Below are 20,435 nucleotides of genomic sequence, written 5' to 3'. Positions count from 1 at the left end.
TTGTCCGTTTGGATCCGATGACCGGATCCCGGTTGCAAGAACGGAAGCAGCCGTTCTTGCGAGCCCAACTTTTGCCTCATCAACACATCGTGTTGCAAAGACCGAAGCTGGTAGCGGGGGCAGGATTTGAACCTGCGACCTTCGGGTTATGAGCCCGACGAGCTGCCAGACTGCTCCACCCCGCATCAGAAGCGGAATTATGAAGTAACCAAGCCGATAATGCAAGACTTATTTACTTCGCGTTTCCCCCAAGAAGCTGGAGAAACCCGGAAAAACCCTTCCGGTTGAATCACTTATCAAGTGATTCCGACCTTCCGCTGGGCGGTGAGGCCGTCAACTCAGGAGATGAATAATACACACTTCGCGCAGATTTGTAACGTTTTTTATTACAAATGTGCAAAAGAATTGCGCATCCACTCCATGATCGGGCCCAAACCGAGCGGCAGGAACAGCAGCAGCACGGAATTCACGCCCAACACGATACCCAGGATGCGGTCATTGTTGCGCGGCAGCGGCTCACCCACCGGCTCATCGAAGTACATGACCTTGATGACGCGCAGGTAGTAGAAGCAACCAATCACCGCACACAACACACCAACCATGGCCAGCCACAGCAGGCCACCATTGACGGCCGCGCTCAGCACCGACAGCTTGGTCCAGAAGCCCAGGAACGGCGGGATACCGGCCAGCGACGCCATGATGCACAGGACCAGGCCTGCCATCCACGGGCTGCGTGCGTTCAGGCCCTTGAAGTCTTCGATGTTCTCGGCCTCAAAACCGGCACGCGACATCGCGATGATCGCGCCGAATGCCGCGGTCGACATGATGGCGTAGGCAATGGCGTAGAACAGCGCGGCCGAATAGCCCGCCTCGCCGCCACCGGCGATACCCATCAGCAGGAAGCCGATGTGCGACACGGTCGAGTACGCCAGCATGCGCTTCAGGTTGGTCTGGGCGATGGCCATCAGGTTACCGATGACCAGCGACAACGCGGCCAGGCCGGCCAGCACGTACTGCAGCTCGGTCGACAGCGGGCCAACGCCCATTTCCAGCAGACGGTAGGCCATGCCGAACGCGGCCAGCTTCGGTGCCGAACTGATGAACAGCGCGATCGGCGCCGGTGCACCCTGGTAGACGTCGGGCAGCCACATGTGGAACGGTGCCGCGCCCAGCTTGAAGGCAACGCCGGCGACCATGAACACCGCACCAGTCAACAGCAGCAGGCGCTCATCGGAATGGGCGATGGAGGCGTGGATCACGTCCAGATGCAGCGAGCCGGTGGCGCCATAGATCAGCGACATGCCGTACAGCAGCAGGCCCGAGGCCAACGAACCCAGCACGATGTACTTCATGCCGGCTTCGGCCGCGAGCTTGTTCTCGCGATTGCTGGCGACCAGCGCATAGGAACACAGCGCCAGCAGTTCAAGGCCCAGGTAGACCATCAGCAGGCTGCCGGCCGAGACCAGGATCATCATGCCAGCGGTGGCGAACAGGATCAGCACCGGGATCTCGCCCTGGTACAGGTTGCGCTCGCGCAGGTAGCTCCAGCCGTAGATCAGGCTCAGGCCACTGACCAGCACCACGACGGTTTTCATCACGTCGGCAGCGTTGTCACGGATGAACATCCCGTGGAATACCTCGCCCTGCCCGCCCACGCCGTTCAACAGCATGATGAAGGCGACAGCGAGGATCGCCACCGAAATGAAATGGGTCCAGACCTTGTGCCTGGTGCTGATGAACAGATCAAGGATCAGCAGGGCAAAGGCACCGCCAATCACTACCAGTTCGGGCAGCAACGGCAGCAGGTCGGTCGTGGTCAACGGCAGAGGCGTCGGCGTGGTCATCATCAAATCCTGGAATCAATACTCTCGACGAGCCGCTTACAGCAGCTTGCTTGAAGCGATCTGCATCGCCAGATGGGCGATGGAGGGCTCCATCAGATCGGTCAGCGGCTTGGGATAGAAGCCCAGCACCAGCGTACCGACCGCAAACACGGTCATTACCAGCCACTCGCGACCATTCATGTCCTTCAGCTCGGCGACGTGGGCATTGCCCACTTCACCGAAGAACACGCGCTTGTACAGCCACAGCGAATAAGCAGCACTGATGATCAGCGTGGTAGCAGCGCCCAGGGCAACCAGCGGATTCCACTGGAATGCGGCCAACACGATCATGAACTCACCAACGAAGCCGCTAGTACCCGGCAGACCGGAGTTGGCCATGAAGAACAGCAGTGCGAACGCCGCAAACCACGGCATCACATTCACCACGCCGCCGTAATCGGCGACGCGGCGACTGTGCATGCGGTCATACAGCACGCCCACGCAGGAGAACATCGCGCCGGAGACGAAACCGTGCGAAACCATCTGCACCATGGCGCCCTGCAGGCCCAGGCGGGCTGCGTCGGCACTGCCGGCGTCACGCACCAGCCACAGCGCGATGAAGGTACCCAGGGTAACGAAACCCATGTGCGCGACCGACGAATAAGCAATCAGCTTCTTCATGTCGTCCTGCACCATCGCCACCAGGCCAACGTAGATCACCGCCACCAGCGACAACGCGATCACCAGCCAGGCCCACTCGTGGCTTGCGTCCGGAACGATCGGCAGGTTGAAACGCAGGAAGCCATAGCCACCGATCTTCAGTGCGATCGCCGCCAGGATCACCGAGCCTGCGGTCGGCGCTTCAACGTGCGCGTCAGGCAACCAGGTGTGCACCGGGAACATCGGCACCTTGACCGCGAAGGCGATCAGGAAGGCGAAGAATATCCAGGTCTGCTCCTTGGCCGACAGCTGCAGCTGGTACAGGTCAACCAGCTGGAAGCTGCCGCCCTTCAGGTACAGGTAGATCAGCGCCACCAGCATCAGCACCGAGCCGAGGAAGGTGTACAGGAAGAACTTCATCGCCGCGTAGATGCGACGCGGACCGCCCCAGACGCCGATGATCAGGAACATCGGGATCAGCATGGCTTCGAAGAACACGTAGAACAGCATCGCGTCGGTGGCGGCGAAAATGCCGACCGTCACGCCTTCCAGGATCAGGAAGGCGGCCACGTACTGATTGACGCGCTTGTCGACCACGCCCCATGCACCGATCAGAGCCAACACGCCGATCAGCGTGGTCAGCAGGATCAGGGCAATGGCGATGCCGTCGACCGCCAGGTTGTAGCCGATGTCGAACGCCGGGATCCACGGGTGCTGTTCGACGAACTGCATCACATCGGCCGCGCCGCGGTCATAGCCGCTGAGCAGACCGAGGCTGAGCAGGAAGGTGAGCAATGCGACCGCCAGGGATGCCCAACGGGCAGCCTGGGCGTTACGCAAGGCGAGGATCAATGCACCGCCGATGATCGGCAGCCAGATGAGAATGCTAAGTAGAGGCCAGTTCGACACGTCTTCTATTCCGTACAGGTCAACGCCAGAAATGCATCAGCACGCCCAACAGGGCAATCAGGCCGATGATCATCGCGAACGCGTAGTGGTAGAGGAAACCGGATTGGGTGCGGCGCAACAGGTTGGCAGCCAAGTCGACCAGACGCGCCGAACCATTGACCATCACCCCATCAACGACCGTGCTATCAACGGCACGGGCGGCCTTGCCGAGCTGCACACCACCGCCGGCAAAGCCGTCGATCCAGAGCTTGTCGAAGCCGTACTTGTTTTCCAGCACCGAAACCACCGGTGCCAGGGTCTTGCGAGCCTGTCCTGCCAGTTCCGGCTTCCAGATGTAGAACACCCAGGCCAGCGCGAAACCTGCAACCGTCAACCAGAACGCCGGCATCTGCATGCCGTGTACCGCATAGGCCACCGAACCGTGCCAGAACTCCTTGCCGACTTCGGCAATGGTGTCACGCGCCGGGTCGTAGAAGTCGACGATACCGGTGAAGAACGACATGGCCTGGCCGGGAATGCCGCCAGCGGCAGCATGGCCATCCCAGCCGGTACCAAACAGCATCGGGCCGATGGTGAAGAAGCCGATCAGGATGGACGGGATAGCCAGCAGGATCAGCGGCACGGTCACCACCAGCGGCGACTCGTGCGGCTCGTGCGCACCATGACCGTGGTGGTCATCGTGGCCGTGGCCATGATCGGCGTGGTGATCATCATGTGCGTCGCGGAAGCGTTCCTTGCCGAAGAAGGTCAGGAACAGCAGGCGGAAGCTGTAGAAACTGGTGACGATCACGCCACCGAGCACCGCCCAGTAACCGTACAGGGCAACCCAGCCAGCATCGGCAGCATGCGCGTGCATCGCGGCAGCTTCGATGATGGTGTCCTTCGAGTAGAAACCGGCGAAGAACGGCGTACCCACCAGGGCCAGCGTACCGATCCACATGGTGATGTGGGTAATCGGCATGTATTTGCGCAGGCCGCCCATCTTCATCATGTTCTGCTCATGGTGCATGCCCATGATCACCGAACCGGCACCCAGGAACAGCAGCGCCTTGAAGAAGGCGTGGGTCATCAGGTGGAACACGGCGCCCGAGTAGGCCGACACGCCCAGTGCAACCGTCATGTAGCCCAGCTGCGACAAGGTCGAGTAGGCAACCACGCGCTTGATGTCGGTCTGCACGATGCCGATCAGGCCGGTGAAGAACGCGGTGGTGGCACCGATGAACAGGATGAAGTCCAGCGCGGTCTGCGACAGCTCGAACAGCGGCGACATGCGGGTCACCATGAAGATACCCGCGGTGACCATGGTCGCGGCGTGGATCAGTGCCGAGATCGGGGTCGGGCCTTCCATCGAGTCCGGCAGCCACACGTGCAGCGGCACCTGTGCCGACTTGCCCATCGCACCGATGAACAGGCAGATGCAGATGATGGTCGCCACGCTCCACTGGTTGTCGCCGATCAGCTGCACCATGGCGTGACCGGTCGTGTCGGTGCCCAGCACGGTGCTGGCATTGGCGAACACGGTTGCGTAGTCCAGCGAGCCGAAGGCCCACAGGATGCCGGCAATACCGAGCAGGAAGCCGAAGTCACCAACGCGGTTGACCAGGAACGCTTTCATGTTGGCGAAGACGGCGGTCGGCTTCTTGAAGTAGAAACCGATCAACAGGTACGACACCAGGCCCACCGCTTCCCAGCCAAAGAACAGCTGCAGGAAGTTGTTGCTCATCACCAGGGTGAGCATCGAGAAGGTGAACAGCGAGATGTAGCTGAAGAAACGCTGGTAGCCGTCGTCTTCGGACATGTAGCCGATCGAGTAGATGTGGACCAGCAGCGACACGAAGGTCACCACCACCATCATCATCGCGGTCATGCGGTCGATCATGAAACCGACGTGGGCCGCGTACTGGCCGACTTCAAAGAAGGTGTAGACGTTCTGGTTGTACGGCTGCGCCCCGCCCCACAACAGCTGGGAGAAGATGTAGGCCGACAGGCCGCAGCTGATCGCCACGCCCAGGATGGTGATGTACTGGGCGCCCTTGCGCCCCACCTGACGACCGAACAGGCCGGCGATGATGCTGCCGAACAGTGGTGCAAGCACCACTGCAATCAACAGACTCTTGGAGAGAGTGATTTCCATCTTCGGATCAGCCCTTCAGCGAATCGACTTCGCCCACGTTGATGGTGTGGCGAGTACGGAACAAGGTCACCAGGATCGCGAGGCCGATTGCAGCTTCGGCCGCGGCCACGGTCAGGATGAAGAACACGAACAGCTGACCGGCGGTGTCGCCCAGCTCACGCGAGAAGGCGATGAAGTTGATGTTCACCGACAACAGCATCAGTTCGATCGACATCAACAACACGATGATGTTCTTGCGGTTGAGGAAGATGCCGGCAACGCTGATGCAGAACATCACCGCGCCCAGCGCAAGCATATGGCCCAGGGAAATCATGGCTTGGCCTCCTCGCCACCGTCATGTTGCGTATCGACCTGCACCACCGGCTTCTCGGCGGCCATCTTGACCATGCGCAGGCGGTCTTTTGCCTTGGTCATGGTCTGCTCGGTCGGGTTCTGCGTCTTCAGGCCTTCGCGACGGCGCAGGGTCAGCATCACAGCTGCCACCACGGCCACGGTCAGGATCACGGCCGCGAACTCGAACGGCAGCAGGTATTCAGTGAACAGGCTGCGTGCCAGCCAGGTGATGTTGGACGTATCGGCGGCCACCGCGGCGGCGTTGTCCACCGGGAACGGCGCGGTACGTGCCTTGACCCCGATCAGGGTCAGCATCTGCACCAGCATCACCACCGCGACCACCAGGCCGACCGGCAGGTAACGCACCCAGCCTTCACGCAGGTTGGTGGTATCGATGTCCAGCATCATCACCACGAACAGGAACAACACCATCACCGCGCCGACGTAGACCAGCACCAGGGTGACACCGAGGAACTCGGCCCCCACCAGCAACCAGACGCAGGCAATGGAGAAGAAGGTCAGGATCAAGCACAGCACGGCGTACACCGGGTTGCGCACACTGATCACCGCTGCCGCGGAAATGCCGGCAATGATGGAGAAGAACCAGAAACAAATATTTACCCAATCCATCTCAAGACCTCAGCGGAAGGCGGCGTCGGCGGCACGGCGCTCGGCGATTTCGGCTTCAAGCCGGTCGCCAATTGCCAGCAGCTGCGGCTTGGTGATGACGTTCTCGCCACGCTTCTCGAAGTGGTACTCGAGAATGTGGGTCTCGACGATCGAGTCCACCGGGCAGCTTTCTTCGCAGAAGCCGCAGAAGATGCACTTGAACAGATCGATTTCGTAACGCGTGGTACGGCGGGTACCGTCTTCGCGCTTGGCCGAGTCGATGGTGATCGCCAGTGCCGGGCACACTGCTTCGCACAGTTTGCAGGCGATGCAGCGTTCTTCACCGTTGGGGTAACGGCGCAGGGCGTGCAGGCCACGGAAACGCGGCGACTGCGGGAACTTCTCCATCGGGTACATCACGGTGTACTTGGGCTTGAACGTGTATTTCAACGTCAGCCACAAGCCGCCGAGCAACTCCAGGAGCAGCAGGCTTTTGAAATAGTGGGTGATCTTATTCATGAATCAAACGCCCTTCTGGATCACGCCGTAGAACACCATCAGTGCCGTCACCGCGATCCAGAAAATGGTCAACGGGATGAACACCTTCCAGCCCAGACGCATGATCTGGTCATAACGGAAGCGCGGGAAGCTGGCACGGAACCAGATGTACGCACTGGCGAAGAACAGCACCTTGAGCAGCAACCACGGCCAACCGCCGGTCCAGATCCAGTTGATCCACGGCGAGATGTCGGCCGTGATCCAACCCTGGAGCGGGCTCAGCCAGCCACCGAGGAAGAAGATCGAGATCAGGAAGCTGACCAGGATCATGTTGGCGTACTCGGCCAGGAAGAACAGTGCGAACGCACCGCCGGAGTACTCCACCATGTGGCCGGCAACGATTTCCGACTCGCCTTCGACCACGTCGAACGGCGCGCGGTTGGTTTCGGCAACGCCGGACACCCAATACACGACGAACAGCGGGAACAGCGGCAGCAGGAACCAGTCAAACAGACCCGAATTGCCCTTCTGCGCCAGCACGATGTCGGTCAGGTTCAAGCTGCCGGCGGCAATCATCACGCCGACCAGAGCGAAGCCCATCGCGATTTCGTAGCTGACCACCTGAGCGGCCGAACGCATCGCACCGAGGAAGGCGTACTTGGAGTTGGAGGCCCAACCGGCGAGGATCACGCCGTACACGCCCAGCGAGGTCATCGCCAGCAGGTACAGCAGACCGACGTTGGCGTTGGACAGCACCAGCTTGTAGTCGAACGGAACCACCGCCCACGCCGCGAACGACGGTGCCAGCACGATCAGCGGCGCGATGATGTACATCGCCTTGTGTGCGCTTGCCGGGGCAATGATTTCCTTGAACAGCAGCTTGGTGACGTCGGCGAAGGCCTGCAGCAGGCCGCCCAGACCGACATACATCGGCCCGTGGCGCACGTGCATCCAGCCGATCAGCTTGCGCTCCCACAACACGTAGAAGGCAACCGAAATGATCACCGGCATGGCGATCAAGAGGATCTTGATCACCGTCCACAGCACGATGCCGATGTCACCCAGCGACATGAACCACTGGAACAAGGGGTCGATCGCGTTTAACAGCAACTCGTTCATGCAGCCACCACCGTTACCCGAGCGGCACCCAGCGGCGCGGTTGCGCCGTGGCCCGATTCAATCCACACCGTACCGGCAGCAACGCGGGCGTCGACCACAACCGACAGCGTGGCGCGACCAGCGTCGGTACCGACCTTGGCCATCTGGCCTTCGCTCAGCTGCAGACGTGCAGCGTCATCGGCGTTGAGCACGATGCGCGGATCATTGTTGAGCGGATGCGACTGCAGCGCCTGCGCACGACGCACGACGGCATCGGTACGGTAGATCGCAGGGGTCGAAGCCACTTCGAAGCCCTCGCCTGCCAGCTGCGGCTGCGCCGAAGCGGCAACCTTGACCGTGACCGGCTGCAGGCCGGCACGCAGGCCTGCCAGATCGGTGAAACCGAAACCGGCCAACTGCATGTCACCACCCAGCGCACGCAGCACGCGCCAGCCCTCGCGGGCCTCGCCCTGCAGCTTGCCGCCAGCACGGGCGATCTGGTTGCGGCCGTCCAGATTGGTCAGCGTTGCGTCGATTTCCGGCAGCGCGCCAATCGGCAGGATCACATCGGCCACATCGCGGGTCGAGGTGCAGGCGAAATGGCTGAAGGCCACAACCTTGGCACCGGCCAGCGCCTTGCGGGCAGCGGCGGTATCGGCGAAGTCCAGGCCTGGCTCGATGCCGTACAGGGCATAGGCCTTGCGCGGCTGCGCCAGCATTGCATTGACGTCCTTGCCGGCCGGCAGCACGCCAGCATGGGCCAGGCCCACGGCATTCGCACCCTGCGGGATACGGCACAGCTTGGCGCCGGTGGCAGCGGCAAACGCACTGGCAGCGGCACGGATGTTGGCAGCCTGCGGGTGATTCTCGGCAATGGCACCGACGATGATGACGGTGTTGTTGCCGCCCTTCACCGCGTCGACCAACTGCGCGTTGCCCAGCGTTTCGACGAAGCGCGACGGTGCAACGATGTGCTTGCCAGCCAGCTTGAACGCGAAGTCGAAATCAACCGAGTTGATCGAATGGATCTTGGCGCCGTTGGTGGTCTGCGCCTTGCGCAGGCGAGCGTGCAGCAGCGGCAGTTCATGGCGGATGTTGCTACCCAGCACCACGATCTGATCCGCGTGCTCGATGTCGGCAAGCGACATGCCGAACGTTTCGGCAACCGGCGCATCGGAGAAGTCGCGGTTGTTGATGCGATGGTCGATGTTGTTCGAACCCAGGCCAGCGGCCAGGCGGGCCAGCAGTGCACCCTCCTCGTTCGAGGTTGCCGGGTGCACCAGCACGCCGAGCTCGTCGCCACGGTTGGCTTCGAAGATTTCGCGGGCAGCGGCCAGACCTTCGGCCCAGCTCACTTCCTTCCACTCGCCATTGACCTTCTGCAGCGGCTTGACCGCGCGGTCGGCCGCATACAGGCCCTGGTGCGAATAACGATCGCGATCGGACAGCCAGCACTCGTTGACCAGCTCGTTGTCACGCGGCACCGCACGCAGCACTTCGCCGCGACGGGTGTGCAGGAACAGGTTCGAGCCCATCGCGTCGTGGTAACCCAGCGACTCGCGTGCGGTCAGTTCCCACGGACGCGCCTTGAACTGGAACACCTTGTTGGTCAGCGCGCCGACCGGGCATACGTCGATGACATTGCCGGACAGCTCGGTGGTCAACGGCTTGCCGTCGTAGGTACCGATCTGCAGGTTCTCACCACGCGACATGCCACCCAGCTCGTAGGTGCCAGCGACTTCAGCGGTGAAGCGCACGCAACGGGTGCACTGGATGCAGCGGGTCATCTCGGTGGCGACCAGCGGCCCCATGTCCTCGTCGACCACGACGCGCTTGCGCTCGTTGAAGCGGCTGACCGAACGGCCGTAGCCCAGCGACACGTCCTGCAGCTCGCACTCGCCGCCCTGATCGCAGATCGGGCAGTCCAGCGGGTGGTTGATGAGCAGGAACTCCATCACCGAGCGCTGGTACTTGAGCGCCTTTTCGTTGCGGGTCTGGATCTTCATGCCATCCATGACCGGGGTTGCGCAGGCCGGCGACGGCTTGGGCGACTTTTCAACGTCGACCAGGCACATGCGGCAGTTTGCGGCGATCGGCAGCTTCTCGTGGTAGCAGAAGCGCGGAATCGGGATGCCAGCCTTGTCGGCGGCCTGGATGATCATCGAACCCTTGGGTACGACCAGGGACTGACCATCGATATCGATGGTCACGTGATCCGGCGGTACATTGGGATTTACCGGTTGCGCGCTCATGCGGCAGCAGTCTCCACCTTCTTGCCGTCAACCATCGAATGACCGTTGACGATGTAGTACTCGAATTCGTTCCAGAACTGGCGCAGGAAGCCTTGAATCGGCCACGCTGCCGCCTCACCGAACGCACAGATGGTGTGGCCTTCGATCTGGCCGGCAACCGTCTTCAGCTGATGCAGGTCTTCCATCGTGGCCTGGCCGGCGACGATGCGCTCCAGCACGCGGTGCATCCAGCCGGTGCCTTCACGGCACGGGGTGCACTGGCCACAGGATTCCTTGTGGAAGAACTGGCTGATGCGGCAGGCGAACTTGACGCAGCAGACGCTGTCATCCAGCACCACGATGGCACCGGAACCCAGGCCCGAGCCCAGTGCACGGATGGTGTCGTAGTCCATCGCCAGCCCGTTGAGCTGCTCGGCGGTCAGCACCGGCATCGACACGCCGCCCGGGATTGCGCCCTTCAGCTTGCGGCCCGGACGCAGGCCACCGGCCATCGCCAGCAGGTCGTCGAACGTGGTGCCCAACGGAACTTCGAAGTTGCCGCCCTTGGTCACGCAGCCGGAGACCGAGAAGCACTTCGGGCCACCGTTGTTGGTCAGGCTCAGGTTCTTGAACCACTCTGCGCCGTTACGGATGATCGCCGGCACCGAGGCATAGGTCTCGGTGTTGTTGATCGTCGTCGGCTTGCCGTACAGGCCGAAGTTGGCCGGGAACGGCGGCTTGTAACGCGGCTGGCCCTTCTTGCCTTCCAGCGACTCCATCAGTGCGGTTTCTTCGCCGCAGATGTAGGCGCCAGCGCCGAGTGCGCCATAGATATCGATGTCGCAACCGCTGCCCAGCACGTTCTTGCCCAGCCAGCCGTGCTTGTAGGCATCGGCCAGGGCCTGCTCGAAGTGCTCGAACGGCTCGTGGTGGAACTCACCGCGCAGGTAGTTGTATGCCGCGGTCGAGCCGGTGGCGTAGCAGGCGATCGCCATGCCTTCCACGACCGAATGCGGGTTGTAACGCAGGATGTCGCGGTCCTTGCAGGTGCCCGGCTCGGATTCATCCGAGTTGCAGAGGATGTACTTCTGCACATCACCCTTGGGCATGAAGGACCACTTCAGGCCGGTCGGGAAGCCTGCACCGCCACGGCCACGCAGGCCGGACTGCTTCACCATCTCGATGACGTCGGCCGGCGGGATCTTCTCTTCGAGGATCTTGCGCAGCGCGGCGTAGCCACCGGTCTTCAGATAGCTTTCGTACGACCACGGGGTGTCGTAATGCAGCGTGGTGTAGACCACGTTGTGCGGAAGCGGCGCCGGTCCGACCGGGCCCTTGGATTCGTGGTGTGCCATGCCTTACTCCAGCCCGTCCAGCAGCGCGTCGACCTGGTCCAGCGTCAGGCGCTCGTGGTAATGGCCGTTGATGACCATCATCGGCGCACCGGCGCAGCCAGCCAGGCACTCTTCCTCTTTCTTGAGGTAGACGCGGCCGTCTGCAGTCGATTCACCGTGCTTGATGCCCAGCTTCTTCTCGCAATGGCGGACGATGTCGTCGGCGCCATTGAGCCAGCAGCTGACGTTGGTGCAGATGGCGACGTTGTTGCGGCCAACCTTCTCGGTCTCGAACATCGAGTAGAAGGTTGCAACTTCGTACGCCCACACGAACGGCAGGTCCAGGTACTTGGCCACGCCGGCGATCAGCTCGTCGCTCAGCCAGCCCTGGTTCTGCTCCTGTGCGGCATGCAGGCCCTGCAGCACCGCCGAACGCTTGCGGTCCGGCGGGAACTTGGACAGCCAGTGATCGATGTGAGCGCGCGTCTTGTCGCTCAACACCACCATCGGGTCGACGTTGCGCGCCGCCTCGAAATTACCCGTCGCCTTCATAGGCCGACCTCAACGAATACCAAAAGCTGAAAAACCGTTGCCTGCGGCGGCAGGACCGCGCAGGCAACGGACGATGTCTGATCCGCCGGCATTACCGGTCAACCTCACCGAACACGAGGTCGTAGGTGCCGATCATTGCCACCACGTCGGCCAGCATGTGGCCGCGCACGACCGAATCGATCGACGAAAGGTGGGCGAAGCCCGGCGCGCGCAGGTGGGCGCGGAACGGCTTGTTGGCACCGTCGGAGACCAGGTAGCAACCGAACTCACCCTTGGGCGCTTCAACCGCCGCATAGGTTTCACCGGCCGGCACGCAGTAGCCTTCACTGAACAGCTTGAAGTGATGGATCAGCGCTTCCATGTCGTCCTTCATCTCGGCGCGAGCCGGCGGGGCGACCTTGAAGTTCTTGACCATCACCGGGCCCGGGTTGGCCTTCAGCCAAGCCACGCACTGCTTGATGATGCGGTTGGATTCGCGCATCTCGGCAATACGCACCAGGTAACGGTCGTAGCAGTCGCCCTTGGTGCCCAACGGCAGGTCGAAATCGACCGCGTCGTACTTGGCGTACGGCTGTTTCTTGCGCAGATCCCAGGCAATACCCGAACCACGCAGCATCACGCCGGTCATGCCCCAGGCCAGCGCATGTTCCGGGGTGATCACGCCAATGCCGACGGTACGCTGTTTCCAGATACGGTTGTCGGTCAGCAGGGTTTCGTACTCGTCAACGCGACCCGGGAACTCCTTGGTGAAGTTCTCCAGGAAGTCGAGCAGCGAGCCTTCGCGCGAAGCATTCAGGCGCTTCAGCGCATTGCCCTTGTGCCAACGCGATTCCTTGTACTTCGGCATGGTGTCCGGCAGGTCGCGGTACACGCCACCCGGACGGTAGTACGCCGCGTGCATGCGCGCACCGGAGACTGCTTCGTAGCAGTCCATCAGCTCTTCACGCTCACGGAAGGCATACAGCATCACCGCCATCGCGCCCAGATCGAGCGCGTTGGAGCCCAGCCACATCAAGTGGTTCAGGATGCGGGTGACTTCGTCGAACATGGTGCGGATGTACTGCGCACGCTCCGGCACCTCGATACCCACCAGGGTTTCGATGGCGCGGACATAGGCGTGCTCGTTGCACATCATCGAGCAGTAATCCAGGCGATCCATGTAACCGATCGACTGGTTGAACGGCTTGGACTCGGCCAGCTTCTCGGTCGCGCGGTGCAGCAGGCCGATATGCGGATCGGCGCGCATGATGGTCTCGCCGTCCATTTCCAGGATCAGGCGCAGCACACCATGCGCGGCCGGATGCTGCGGGCCGAAGTTCATGGTGTAGTTGCGGATTTCCTGCTTGGCTTCGGCAGGATTGCTCGCAAAGGCCTGCGAAGCCTGGTGGAATTCCTTCTTTACGTCCGCACTCACTTGCTTGCCTCCGTCTGCGCGCGCTCGCCTTCAGCAGTCTGGAAACGGGCATCGTCGCGGATAACACGCGGCACGCCTACGCGCGGCTCGACCGAAGTCACCGGCTCGTAGACCACACGCTTCTTTTCTTCGTCGTAACGCACTTCGACGTTGCCGATCAGCGGGAAATCCTTGCGGAAAGGATGGCCCACGAAACCGTAGTCGGTCAGGATGCGACGCAGGTCCGGGTGACCTTCGAAGATCACGCCATACAGATCGAACGCTTCGCGCTCGAACCAGTTCAGGCCCGGATAGATATCGGTCAGCGAGGCCACCACCGGCAGCGATTCGCTGGGTGCGTAGCAACGGATGCGCAGCAACTGATTGTGCTGGTAGGAGCGCAACTGGCAGACCACCGCGAAACGCTGCTTCGGCAGTGCGTCCGGCTGCGCGCCTTCGGCGGTTTCGTGGCTGGGGAACTCACCCCAGGCGAAACGACCTGCGCCACTGCCTTCCACGCCACGACTGAAGCCGTGCGAGGAAACGTCCGAGGTATCCCACTCGTCGCTGCCGTAACCGAGGTAATCGACGCCGCACAGGTCGGTGGCGTGCTCGAAGCCGAGTTCATCACGCAGCGCCAGAGCGGTTGCGTGCCAATCGGCAACAGCCACTTCCAGCGTTACTTCGCCGCGCGGTTCGACCACCACAACCTGCGCACCGGCAAAACGGGCGCGAAGTTTATCGATGAGAGAAGGTGCTTGCTGGGCCATGGGGGCTGGCGTGCTCTTGATTTGAAAGGGGGTCAGCGTGCGATGGTCTGGGTACGCCAGATCTTCTTCTGCAGCTGCAAAATGCCGTACACCAGCGCCTCGGCCGTCGGCGGGCAGCCCGGGACGTAGACGTCCACCGGCACCACACGATCGCAACCGCGCACCACTGCATAGGAATAATGGTAATAACCGCCGCCGTTGGCGCAGCTACCCATCGAGATGACCCACTTCGGGTCCGGCATCTGGTCGTAGACCTTGCGCAGCGCCGGGGCCATCTTATTGACCAGGGTGCCGGCGACGATCATCACGTCGGACTGACGCGGCGAGGGACGGAACACCACGCCATAACGATCAAGGTCCAGACGCGCCGCACCCGCGTGCATCATTTCCACCGCGCAGCAGGCCAGACCGAAGGTCATGGGCCACATCGAGCCGGTACGTGCCCAGTTCAACAGCGCGTCAACGCTGGTGGTCACATAGCCCTTCTCGAGCAGGGGGTTATCGCCTTCAGGCCGCAGAATGTCATCAACCCGCCCTTCCGGGACGGGGTTGTTCATCAGGCCGTCGAGAGTTTGGATCACTCCCATTCCAGCGCTCCCTTCTTCCACACGTAGATAAAGCCGAGGAACAGCATGCCCACGAACAAGCCCATGGTGACCAGCGAACGGGCGCCGAGCTCCATGAACACCTGGGTCCAGGGCACAATAAAGATGATTTCCAGGTCAAAGACGATGAACTGGATGGCGATGAGGTAGTAGCGCACGTCGAACTTCATGCGCGCGTTCTCGAACGCCTCGAAGCCACACTCGTAGGCGGAGAGTTTCTCGGTGTCCGGCGAACGCGGAGCGAGGAACCGACCGATCAACATCAGCGCAACGCCAATGCCGGTGGCGACGATCAGAAACAGCAGAGACGGCAAATATTCGGCCAGCACAGCGATTCTCTCTTGCCTCTGCCCGGGACACCTGCAGGTGCCAAGGCATGGGGGATGAACGGGACTTGCCACGACGGGAAGCTGCTGCAACCCGCGTACCCGCATAAAACAATGGTGCCCAAGAGGGGACTCGAACCCCTACGACTCTCGTCGCTACCACCTCAAGGTAGTGCGTCTACCAATTCCGCCACCTGGGCTTACGTCAGCGCAGCTGCTTCGCAGTGCGCCGCGTATTGTAACCGTCTTCAGTCTTTCTGTGCGGGTTCAGCGGGCTTTTCTTCGCTCTTGGCCGGAATATTTTCCGCCGGAGCCGTTGCCTGGGGCACTTCACCCACGGCTGCGGCAGCCGGAGCCGCCGGAACGGCCTGCAACTCACCTGCAGGAACCGCCGGCGCAGCAGCCGGGGCCGCCGTCTCAACCGTACCCATCAGGCCCACGCCCTGGTCCGACGGACGCGAACCGTGGCTGGCGTACCACGCCATGAACAAGCTGATGCCGAAAAACACCACGGCCAGCCATTTGGTGCTCTTGGACAGGAAGTTGGACGCACCACGCGCGCCGAACACCGTACCCGATGCACCGGCACCAAAACCCGAACCAGCAGCAGCACCAGAGCCACGCTGCATCAGGATCAGCGCGATCATCGCGAGCGCCACCAGCACATAGACCACATTGAGGATCAACATCAGCATTTTTGAAATCCGTCCCGGACAATTACCCGTTAGCGACTGGCAGCCGCCCTCGCGATGGCCAGAAAATCAGCCGCCACCAGCGAAGCGCCACCTACCAGCCCGCCATCGACGTCAGGCTGTGAAAACAGCTCTGCTGCGTTGTCGGGCTTGACGCTGCCGCCATAAAGGATCGACAACGAATCGGCAATTCTAGCATCGCGCTCGGCGACTACGCCACGAATGAACGCATGCACGGCCTGCGCCTGCTCCGGCGTGGCGGTACGACCGGTGCCAATTGCCCAGATCGGCTCATACGCCACCACCGCCTTGGCGAAGGCCTGCACCCCGGCCAGATCCAGTACCGGCGCCAGCTGCGAGGCAATCACCGCCTCGGTCTGCGCGGCCTCACGCTGCTCCAGCGTCTCACCCACGCATAAGACTGGGATAAGGCCCGCATTGATCGCGGCAACGAACTTGCGTGCAACCAGCTCGCTGCTTTCGTTGTGGTACTGGCGGCGCTCGGAGTGGCCGACCAAGCCGTGGGTGGCGCCGACGTCCACCAGCATGCTGGCCGAAACCTCACCTGTGTAGGCGCCCTTTTCGTTGCTACTGACATCCTGCGAGCCAAAAGCCAGCTCCGTCTCCTCGAAATCCTCGACAAGATCCCCCAGGTAGGGCAACGGCGGCAGGATCACGAGGCTTACACCTGGCAGCGGCAGGCCCGCAGCCACCTGTCCGACCAGATCGGTGGCGAATTGCCGGCTGCCATGCAGCTTCCAGTTACCAGCAACGATTTTTTGGCGCATTCAGGCATAACTCCCCGGTAAAAAGTATCGGCAAAGGATAGCCGATATGCGGACATCGGCAGGACAACCTGCGGACAACGGAAGACAAGACGCAAAAACGCCGCCGGGCCAGGGCCGCGGCGGCGCGATAGGACAGCTGGCGAAACCAGCGCCGGCTTACTTCAGCTTGATTTCGCGCAGGCGCTCTTCCAGGAAGCCATGGGCGGTGATCGCCTCCGGATAGCGGCTCGGATTCTCCGCGGTGATGCACGAAGGCAGCACATCGATCAGGAAGTCCGGGTTCGGGTGCAGGAAAAACGGCACCGAATAGCGCGGCTTGCGTGCCAGCTCACCCGGGGGATTGACCACGCGGTGGATGGTGGACGGGTAAACATGGTTGGTCAGGCGCTGCAGCATGTCGCCGATGTTGACCACGATGGTGTCGGCGTCGGAGGTGAACGGCACCCACTCACCCTCATGCGACTGCACTTCCAGACCGGCCGCACTGGCACCAACCAGCAAGGTGATGAAGTTGATGTCGCCATGTGCGCCAGCGCGCACGTTGGGGATGTCATCGGTGGTGATCGGCGGATAGTGGATCGGGCGCAGGATCGAGTTGCCGTTGTTGGTCTTGTCGGCAAAGAAGGTCTCGGGCAGGCCGATGTGCAGGGCCAGGGCCGACAGCACGCGCGAACCCAGCTGGTCCAGCTTCTGGTACAGGCCGTACCCATGCTCCTTGAAACCGGGAACTTCGCTCGGCCACAGGTTCGGCGGCATCACCTCCCGGTACTTGGAGTCATCGGCGATCTCGCGACCGATATGCCAGAACTCCTTCAGGTCGAAATGCTTGGAGCCCTTGGCGGTTTCCACGCCGAATTGGGTATAGCCACGCGCACCGCCGCCGCCGGCGATGTGGTACTGCTTCTTCACATCTTCAGGCAGCGCGAAGAATGCCTTGAACACGTCATACGCGGCGTCGATCTCTGCCTGCGGGATGCCGTGGTTGCGAATACCCGCAAAACCCCACTGACGATACGCAGCGCCCAGTTCAGCCACGAAGGCCTCACGGTCGGTATCGAAACGGGTGATGTCGAGGGTGGGAATACGGGAACTCATACAAAACTCCAAAGAAGGGAACGGGACGCCGGCCATTGAAACCGACGTCCCGGCAGCACCACCATGATCCAGCTCAAACCTGTGCGGTAGCCGAACGAACCGCATCAGCCAGCGCCTCAAGCGTCGCGGCCATCAGCCCGGCCTCATCGGCCTCGACCGTGACCCGAACCACCGGCTCGGTACCCGACGGCCGCAGGAATGCCCTGCCCCGCCCAGCCACCGCGGCCTGCGCGGCCGCCAGCGCAGCCTGTACTGGCGCGCTGGCAACGACTTCGCGCGCACCACTTTCCAGGCGCACATTGATGGTCTTCTGCGGCACCATCACCAGCCCGTGCAATGCCTGGTGCAGGTTTACGCCAGCATCGCCGAGCACTTCCAGCACCTGCAGCGCACTGACGATGGCGTCACCGGTGGTGGCACGATCCAGGCACAGGATATGGCCAGAGGCTTCGCCGCCCAGCACGCCATTCCCCTCAACCAGCGCCTTGTGCACATAACGGTCACCGACATTGGCGCGTACGAACGGAATACCCTGGCGCTCCAGCGCCTGTTCCAACCCGTAATTGGTCATCAGCGTACCCACCACCGGGCCACTCAGGCGTCCATTGGCCTGCCAGGCCTTGGCCAGCACATACAGCAAACCATCGCCATCGACGGCAGCGCCAGTGTGATCAACCATCAGCACGCGATCGCCATCGCCATCGAAGGCGATGCCGATATCCGCGCCAACCTCGACTACCTTGCGGGCCAGATTGTCGATATGGGTCGAGCCGACGCCATCGTTGATATTGACGCCATTGGGCTCGGCACCGATCGCGGTTACCTCGGCACCCAGCTCGCGGAACAGCAACGGCGCAACGTGATAGGTAGCGCCGTGGGCGCAATCGAGCACGACTTTCAGCCCGCGCAGGTAGAAATTGCGTGGCACGCTGGCCTTGCAGAACTCGATGTAACGGCCCACTGCATCACGGGCACGATTGGCCTTCCCCAGCTGTTCGGATTCGACCGTCGAGAACGGCTGGTCCATCGCTGCTTCCAGCGCCAGTTCGGTGGCGTCATCGAGCTTCTCGCCTTCGGCCGAGAAGAACTTGATGCCGTTGTCATAGTGCGGGTTGTGCGAGGCACTGATCACGATGCCAGCATCTGCACCCAGCGTATGCGCCAGGAAGGCCACCGCAGGGGTCGGCATCGGCCCCAGCAGCTGCACGTTGGCACCTGCAGCGACCAGGCCCGCTTCCAAGGCCGATTCGAACATATAGCCGGAGATGCGCGTGTCTTTGCCGATCACCACGGTCGGCTGTGCACCGCCGCTGCGCGCAACCAGCACGCGCCCCAATGCATTGCCAACCCGCAGCACAAAATCAGCGGAAATGACGCCCTTGCCGACCCGGCCGCGGATGCCGTCGGTACCAAAATACTTGCGCGTACCCATCAGGCGGCCACTTCCTCATGCTGCGGTTGACGACCCAGCATGGCCAACAGCTCGGCCAGTCGGTCACGCATTTCGCGGCGGTCACAGATCTGGTCGATGGCGCCATGCTCGAGCAGGAACTCAGAGCGCTGGAAGCCTTCCGGCAGCTTTTCGCGCACGGTCTGCTCGATCACGCGCGGACCGGCAAAACCGATCAGCGCCTGCGGCTCGGCGATGTTGATATCGCCCAGCATCGCGAACGAGGCCGACACACCACCGGTGGTGGGATGGGTCAGCACCGAGATGTAGGGCAAGCCAGCTTCGCGCAGCTTGGCCAGCGCGGCCGAGGTCTTGGCCATCTGCATCAGCGAGAACAGGCCTTCCTGCATGCGGGCACCACCGGAGGCGGAGAAGCACACGTAGGGGGAACCGATTTCCAGCGCCGTCTCTGCAGCCAGCGCGAAGCGCTCGCCGACCACCGAACCCATCGAACCGCCCATGAAGGCGAAATCGAAGGAGGAAGCCACCAGCGGGCGGCCCTTCAGCAAGCCGCGCATGGCGACCAGCGCGTCGTACTCGCCGGTGTTCTTCTGGCTGGCCTTGATGCGTTCGACGTATTTCTTCTGGTCCTTGAACTTGAGCACGTCGGTCGGCCCGAGGCGGGCAGCGATCTCGCTGGTGCTGTCAGCGTCAAACAACGAAGCCAGGCGCGCACGCGCGCGGATGGCCATGTGGTGCCCGCACTTCGGGCAGACCTCCAGGTTTTCTTCCAGCTCCGGGCGGTACAGGGCCGCGCCGCAGCTACTGCATTTTTCCCACAGCCCCTCGGGGACGCTGCGTTTTTTGGAGGGCGTGTTGTCGGTACGGATGCCGGACGGCATCAACTTGCTGAGCCAACTCATGCGGGATGACAATTCCGTTCAGGGTGGCCTCGCGGCCACGACAGGGCCCACAGTCTAGCTCACCACTGCGACCAAGTCGCAGCACCAGATCTGGCGCAATCCCTACTGCCGCGTATGTTTGCAGCGCAGCGCCAAGCCATGCCCGGCAGAAAGCTGGATCACTGTAGTGCCGAGCCGCGCTCGGCAGAGGCCTTGCCGATAAAGCGTCCTTGTAGTGCCGAGCCATGCTCGGCAAGGGCGTTCCCGGTAAAGCCTCTTGCCGAGCATGGCTC

19 protein-coding genes and 2 tRNA genes are annotated in these 20,435 nt (G+C 62.1%); all 21 read right to left on the bottom strand.

Going from position 1 to position 20,435, the window contains the following annotated elements:
• Positions 1–108: 108 nt before the first annotated feature.
• Positions 109–185: transfer RNA gene (locus QMX78_RS08555), tRNA-Met, on the bottom strand.
• A gap of 201 nt (positions 186–386) precedes the next feature.
• Entirely contained in the window at positions 387–1,844 is a 1,458-nt protein-coding gene (nuoN, locus tag QMX78_RS08550) for an NADH-quinone oxidoreductase subunit NuoN (protein WP_282268420.1), read from the bottom strand.
• A gap of 36 nt (positions 1,845–1,880) precedes the next feature.
• The gene (locus QMX78_RS08545; RefSeq protein WP_282268418.1) at positions 1,881–3,392 is read right to left on the bottom strand and encodes an NADH-quinone oxidoreductase subunit M; all 1,512 of its coding nucleotides are present in this window, start codon (positions 3,390–3,392) and stop codon (positions 1,881–1,883) included.
• Between the two features lie 19 nt (positions 3,393–3,411).
• Entirely contained in the window at positions 3,412–5,526 is a 2,115-nt protein-coding gene (gene nuoL / locus QMX78_RS08540) for an NADH-quinone oxidoreductase subunit L (RefSeq protein WP_282268417.1), read from the bottom strand.
• A gap of 7 nt (positions 5,527–5,533) precedes the next feature.
• Complete coding sequence (gene nuoK / locus QMX78_RS08535; protein ID WP_054656949.1) at positions 5,534–5,839, bottom strand: NADH-quinone oxidoreductase subunit NuoK; 306 nt, start codon at positions 5,837–5,839, stop codon at positions 5,534–5,536.
• Positions 5,836–6,489: an NADH-quinone oxidoreductase subunit J gene (locus tag QMX78_RS08530; protein ID WP_282268411.1), complete on the bottom strand. Its 654-nt coding sequence runs from the start codon at positions 6,487–6,489 to the stop codon at positions 5,836–5,838. The genes nuoK and QMX78_RS08530 overlap by 4 nt, the downstream gene beginning before the upstream one ends.
• 9 nt (positions 6,490–6,498) lie before the next feature.
• Complete coding sequence (gene nuoI / locus QMX78_RS08525) at positions 6,499–6,987, bottom strand: NADH-quinone oxidoreductase subunit NuoI (protein ID WP_282268409.1); 489 nt, start codon at positions 6,985–6,987, stop codon at positions 6,499–6,501.
• A gap of 3 nt (positions 6,988–6,990) precedes the next feature.
• Positions 6,991–8,085, bottom strand: coding sequence for an NADH-quinone oxidoreductase subunit NuoH (gene nuoH / locus QMX78_RS08520; protein WP_282268407.1), 1,095 nt, complete (start codon positions 8,083–8,085; stop codon positions 6,991–6,993).
• The gene (gene nuoG / locus QMX78_RS08515; RefSeq protein ID WP_282268406.1) at positions 8,082–10,316 is read right to left on the bottom strand and encodes an NADH-quinone oxidoreductase subunit NuoG; all 2,235 of its coding nucleotides are present in this window, start codon (positions 10,314–10,316) and stop codon (positions 8,082–8,084) included. Before nuoG ends, nuoH begins: the two co-directional genes overlap by 4 nt.
• Complete coding sequence (nuoF, locus tag QMX78_RS08510; protein WP_282268405.1) at positions 10,313–11,650, bottom strand: NADH-quinone oxidoreductase subunit NuoF; 1,338 nt, start codon at positions 11,648–11,650, stop codon at positions 10,313–10,315. Before nuoF ends, nuoG begins: the two co-directional genes overlap by 4 nt.
• Before the next feature lie 3 nt (positions 11,651–11,653).
• Positions 11,654–12,181 carry an NADH-quinone oxidoreductase subunit NuoE gene (gene nuoE, locus QMX78_RS08505; RefSeq protein WP_282268404.1) on the bottom strand — a complete coding sequence of 176 codons (528 nt, stop codon included), beginning with the start codon at positions 12,179–12,181 and terminating at the stop codon, positions 11,654–11,656.
• 91 nt (positions 12,182–12,272) lie between these two features.
• Complete coding sequence (locus tag QMX78_RS08500) at positions 12,273–13,502, bottom strand: NADH-quinone oxidoreductase subunit D (protein WP_282268443.1); 1,230 nt, start codon at positions 13,500–13,502, stop codon at positions 12,273–12,275.
• Positions 13,503–13,591: 89 nt separating this feature from the next.
• Entirely contained in the window at positions 13,592–14,344 is a 753-nt protein-coding gene (locus QMX78_RS08495) for an NADH-quinone oxidoreductase subunit C (protein WP_282268403.1), read from the bottom strand.
• A gap of 32 nt (positions 14,345–14,376) precedes the next feature.
• Positions 14,377–14,931 (bottom strand): NADH-quinone oxidoreductase subunit B, encoded by a 555-nt coding sequence (locus tag QMX78_RS08490; RefSeq protein WP_017354657.1) that lies wholly within the window; start codon positions 14,929–14,931, stop codon positions 14,377–14,379.
• Positions 14,922–15,278 (bottom strand): NADH-quinone oxidoreductase subunit A, encoded by a 357-nt coding sequence (locus QMX78_RS08485; RefSeq protein WP_282268401.1) that lies wholly within the window; start codon positions 15,276–15,278, stop codon positions 14,922–14,924. Before QMX78_RS08485 ends, QMX78_RS08490 begins: the two co-directional genes overlap by 10 nt.
• Positions 15,279–15,390: 112 nt before the next feature.
• Positions 15,391–15,475, bottom strand: a tRNA-Leu gene (locus QMX78_RS08480).
• A 48-nt stretch (positions 15,476–15,523) separates the two neighbouring features.
• Entirely contained in the window at positions 15,524–15,970 is a 447-nt protein-coding gene (gene secG, locus QMX78_RS08475; protein ID WP_282268399.1) for a preprotein translocase subunit SecG, read from the bottom strand.
• Between the two features lie 29 nt (positions 15,971–15,999).
• Entirely contained in the window at positions 16,000–16,755 is a 756-nt protein-coding gene (gene tpiA / locus QMX78_RS08470) for a triose-phosphate isomerase (RefSeq protein WP_282268397.1), read from the bottom strand.
• Between the two features lie 156 nt (positions 16,756–16,911).
• Positions 16,912–17,850: a 2-oxoglutarate and iron-dependent oxygenase domain-containing protein gene (locus QMX78_RS08465; RefSeq protein WP_282268395.1), complete on the bottom strand. Its 939-nt coding sequence runs from the start codon at positions 17,848–17,850 to the stop codon at positions 16,912–16,914.
• A 73-nt stretch (positions 17,851–17,923) separates the two neighbouring features.
• Positions 17,924–19,282 carry a phosphoglucosamine mutase gene (gene glmM, locus QMX78_RS08460; protein WP_282268393.1) on the bottom strand — a complete coding sequence of 453 codons (1,359 nt, stop codon included), beginning with the start codon at positions 19,280–19,282 and terminating at the stop codon, positions 17,924–17,926.
• A complete protein-coding gene (accD, locus tag QMX78_RS08455) occupies positions 19,282–20,163 on the bottom strand; it encodes an acetyl-CoA carboxylase, carboxyltransferase subunit beta (protein WP_282268391.1) in 882 nt (293 codons plus the stop codon). Before accD ends, glmM begins: the two co-directional genes overlap by 1 nt.
• Positions 20,164–20,435: the final 272 nt, after the last annotated feature.

Source organism: Stenotrophomonas sp. PS02298, from assembly GCF_029959445.1.
In the GTDB taxonomy this organism is placed as follows: domain Bacteria; phylum Pseudomonadota; class Gammaproteobacteria; order Xanthomonadales; family Xanthomonadaceae; genus Stenotrophomonas.
The sequence above is the reverse complement of the archived record's forward strand: the minus strand, read 5'-3'. Positions and strand labels throughout refer to the sequence as shown.

Excerpts from the sequence above, each read along its gene's own strand:
- nuoL (WP_282268417.1), bottom strand. The coding sequence starts at position 5,526 with ATGGAAATCACTCTCTCCAAGAGTCTGTTGATTGCAGTGGTGCTTGCA.
- QMX78_RS08530 (WP_282268411.1), bottom strand. The coding sequence starts at position 6,489 with ATGGATTGGGTAAATATTTGTTTCTGGTTCTTCTCCATCATTGCCGGC.
- QMX78_RS08490 (WP_017354657.1), bottom strand. The coding sequence starts at position 14,931 with ATGGGAGTGATCCAAACTCTCGACGGCCTGATGAACAACCCCGTCCCG.
- QMX78_RS08500 (WP_282268443.1), bottom strand. The coding sequence starts at position 13,502 with ATGAACTTCGGCCCGCAGCATCCGGCCGCGCATGGTGTGCTGCGCCTG.
- QMX78_RS08465 (WP_282268395.1), bottom strand. The coding sequence starts at position 17,850 with ATGAGTTCCCGTATTCCCACCCTCGACATCACCCGTTTCGATACCGAC.
- nuoF (WP_282268405.1), bottom strand. The coding sequence starts at position 11,650 with ATGGCACACCACGAATCCAAGGGCCCGGTCGGACCGGCGCCGCTTCCG.
- nuoI (WP_282268409.1), bottom strand. The coding sequence starts at position 6,987 with ATGAATAAGATCACCCACTATTTCAAAAGCCTGCTGCTCCTGGAGTTG.
- QMX78_RS08495 (WP_282268403.1), bottom strand. The coding sequence starts at position 14,344 with ATGGCCCAGCAAGCACCTTCTCTCATCGATAAACTTCGCGCCCGTTTT.
- tpiA (WP_282268397.1), bottom strand. The coding sequence starts at position 16,755 with ATGCGCCAAAAAATCGTTGCTGGTAACTGGAAGCTGCATGGCAGCCGG.
- nuoG (WP_282268406.1), bottom strand. The coding sequence starts at position 10,316 with ATGAGCGCGCAACCGGTAAATCCCAATGTACCGCCGGATCACGTGACC.
- accD (WP_282268391.1), bottom strand. The coding sequence starts at position 20,163 with ATGAGTTGGCTCAGCAAGTTGATGCCGTCCGGCATCCGTACCGACAAC.
- nuoK (WP_054656949.1), bottom strand. The coding sequence starts at position 5,839 with ATGATTTCCCTGGGCCATATGCTTGCGCTGGGCGCGGTGATGTTCTGC.
- secG (WP_282268399.1), bottom strand. The coding sequence starts at position 15,970 with ATGCTGATGTTGATCCTCAATGTGGTCTATGTGCTGGTGGCGCTCGCG.
- glmM (WP_282268393.1), bottom strand. The coding sequence starts at position 19,282 with ATGGGTACGCGCAAGTATTTTGGTACCGACGGCATCCGCGGCCGGGTC.
- nuoH (WP_282268407.1), bottom strand. The coding sequence starts at position 8,085 with ATGAACGAGTTGCTGTTAAACGCGATCGACCCCTTGTTCCAGTGGTTC.
- nuoE (WP_282268404.1), bottom strand. The coding sequence starts at position 12,181 with ATGAAGGCGACGGGTAATTTCGAGGCGGCGCGCAACGTCGACCCGATG.
- nuoN (WP_282268420.1), bottom strand. The coding sequence starts at position 1,844 with ATGACCACGCCGACGCCTCTGCCGTTGACCACGACCGACCTGCTGCCG.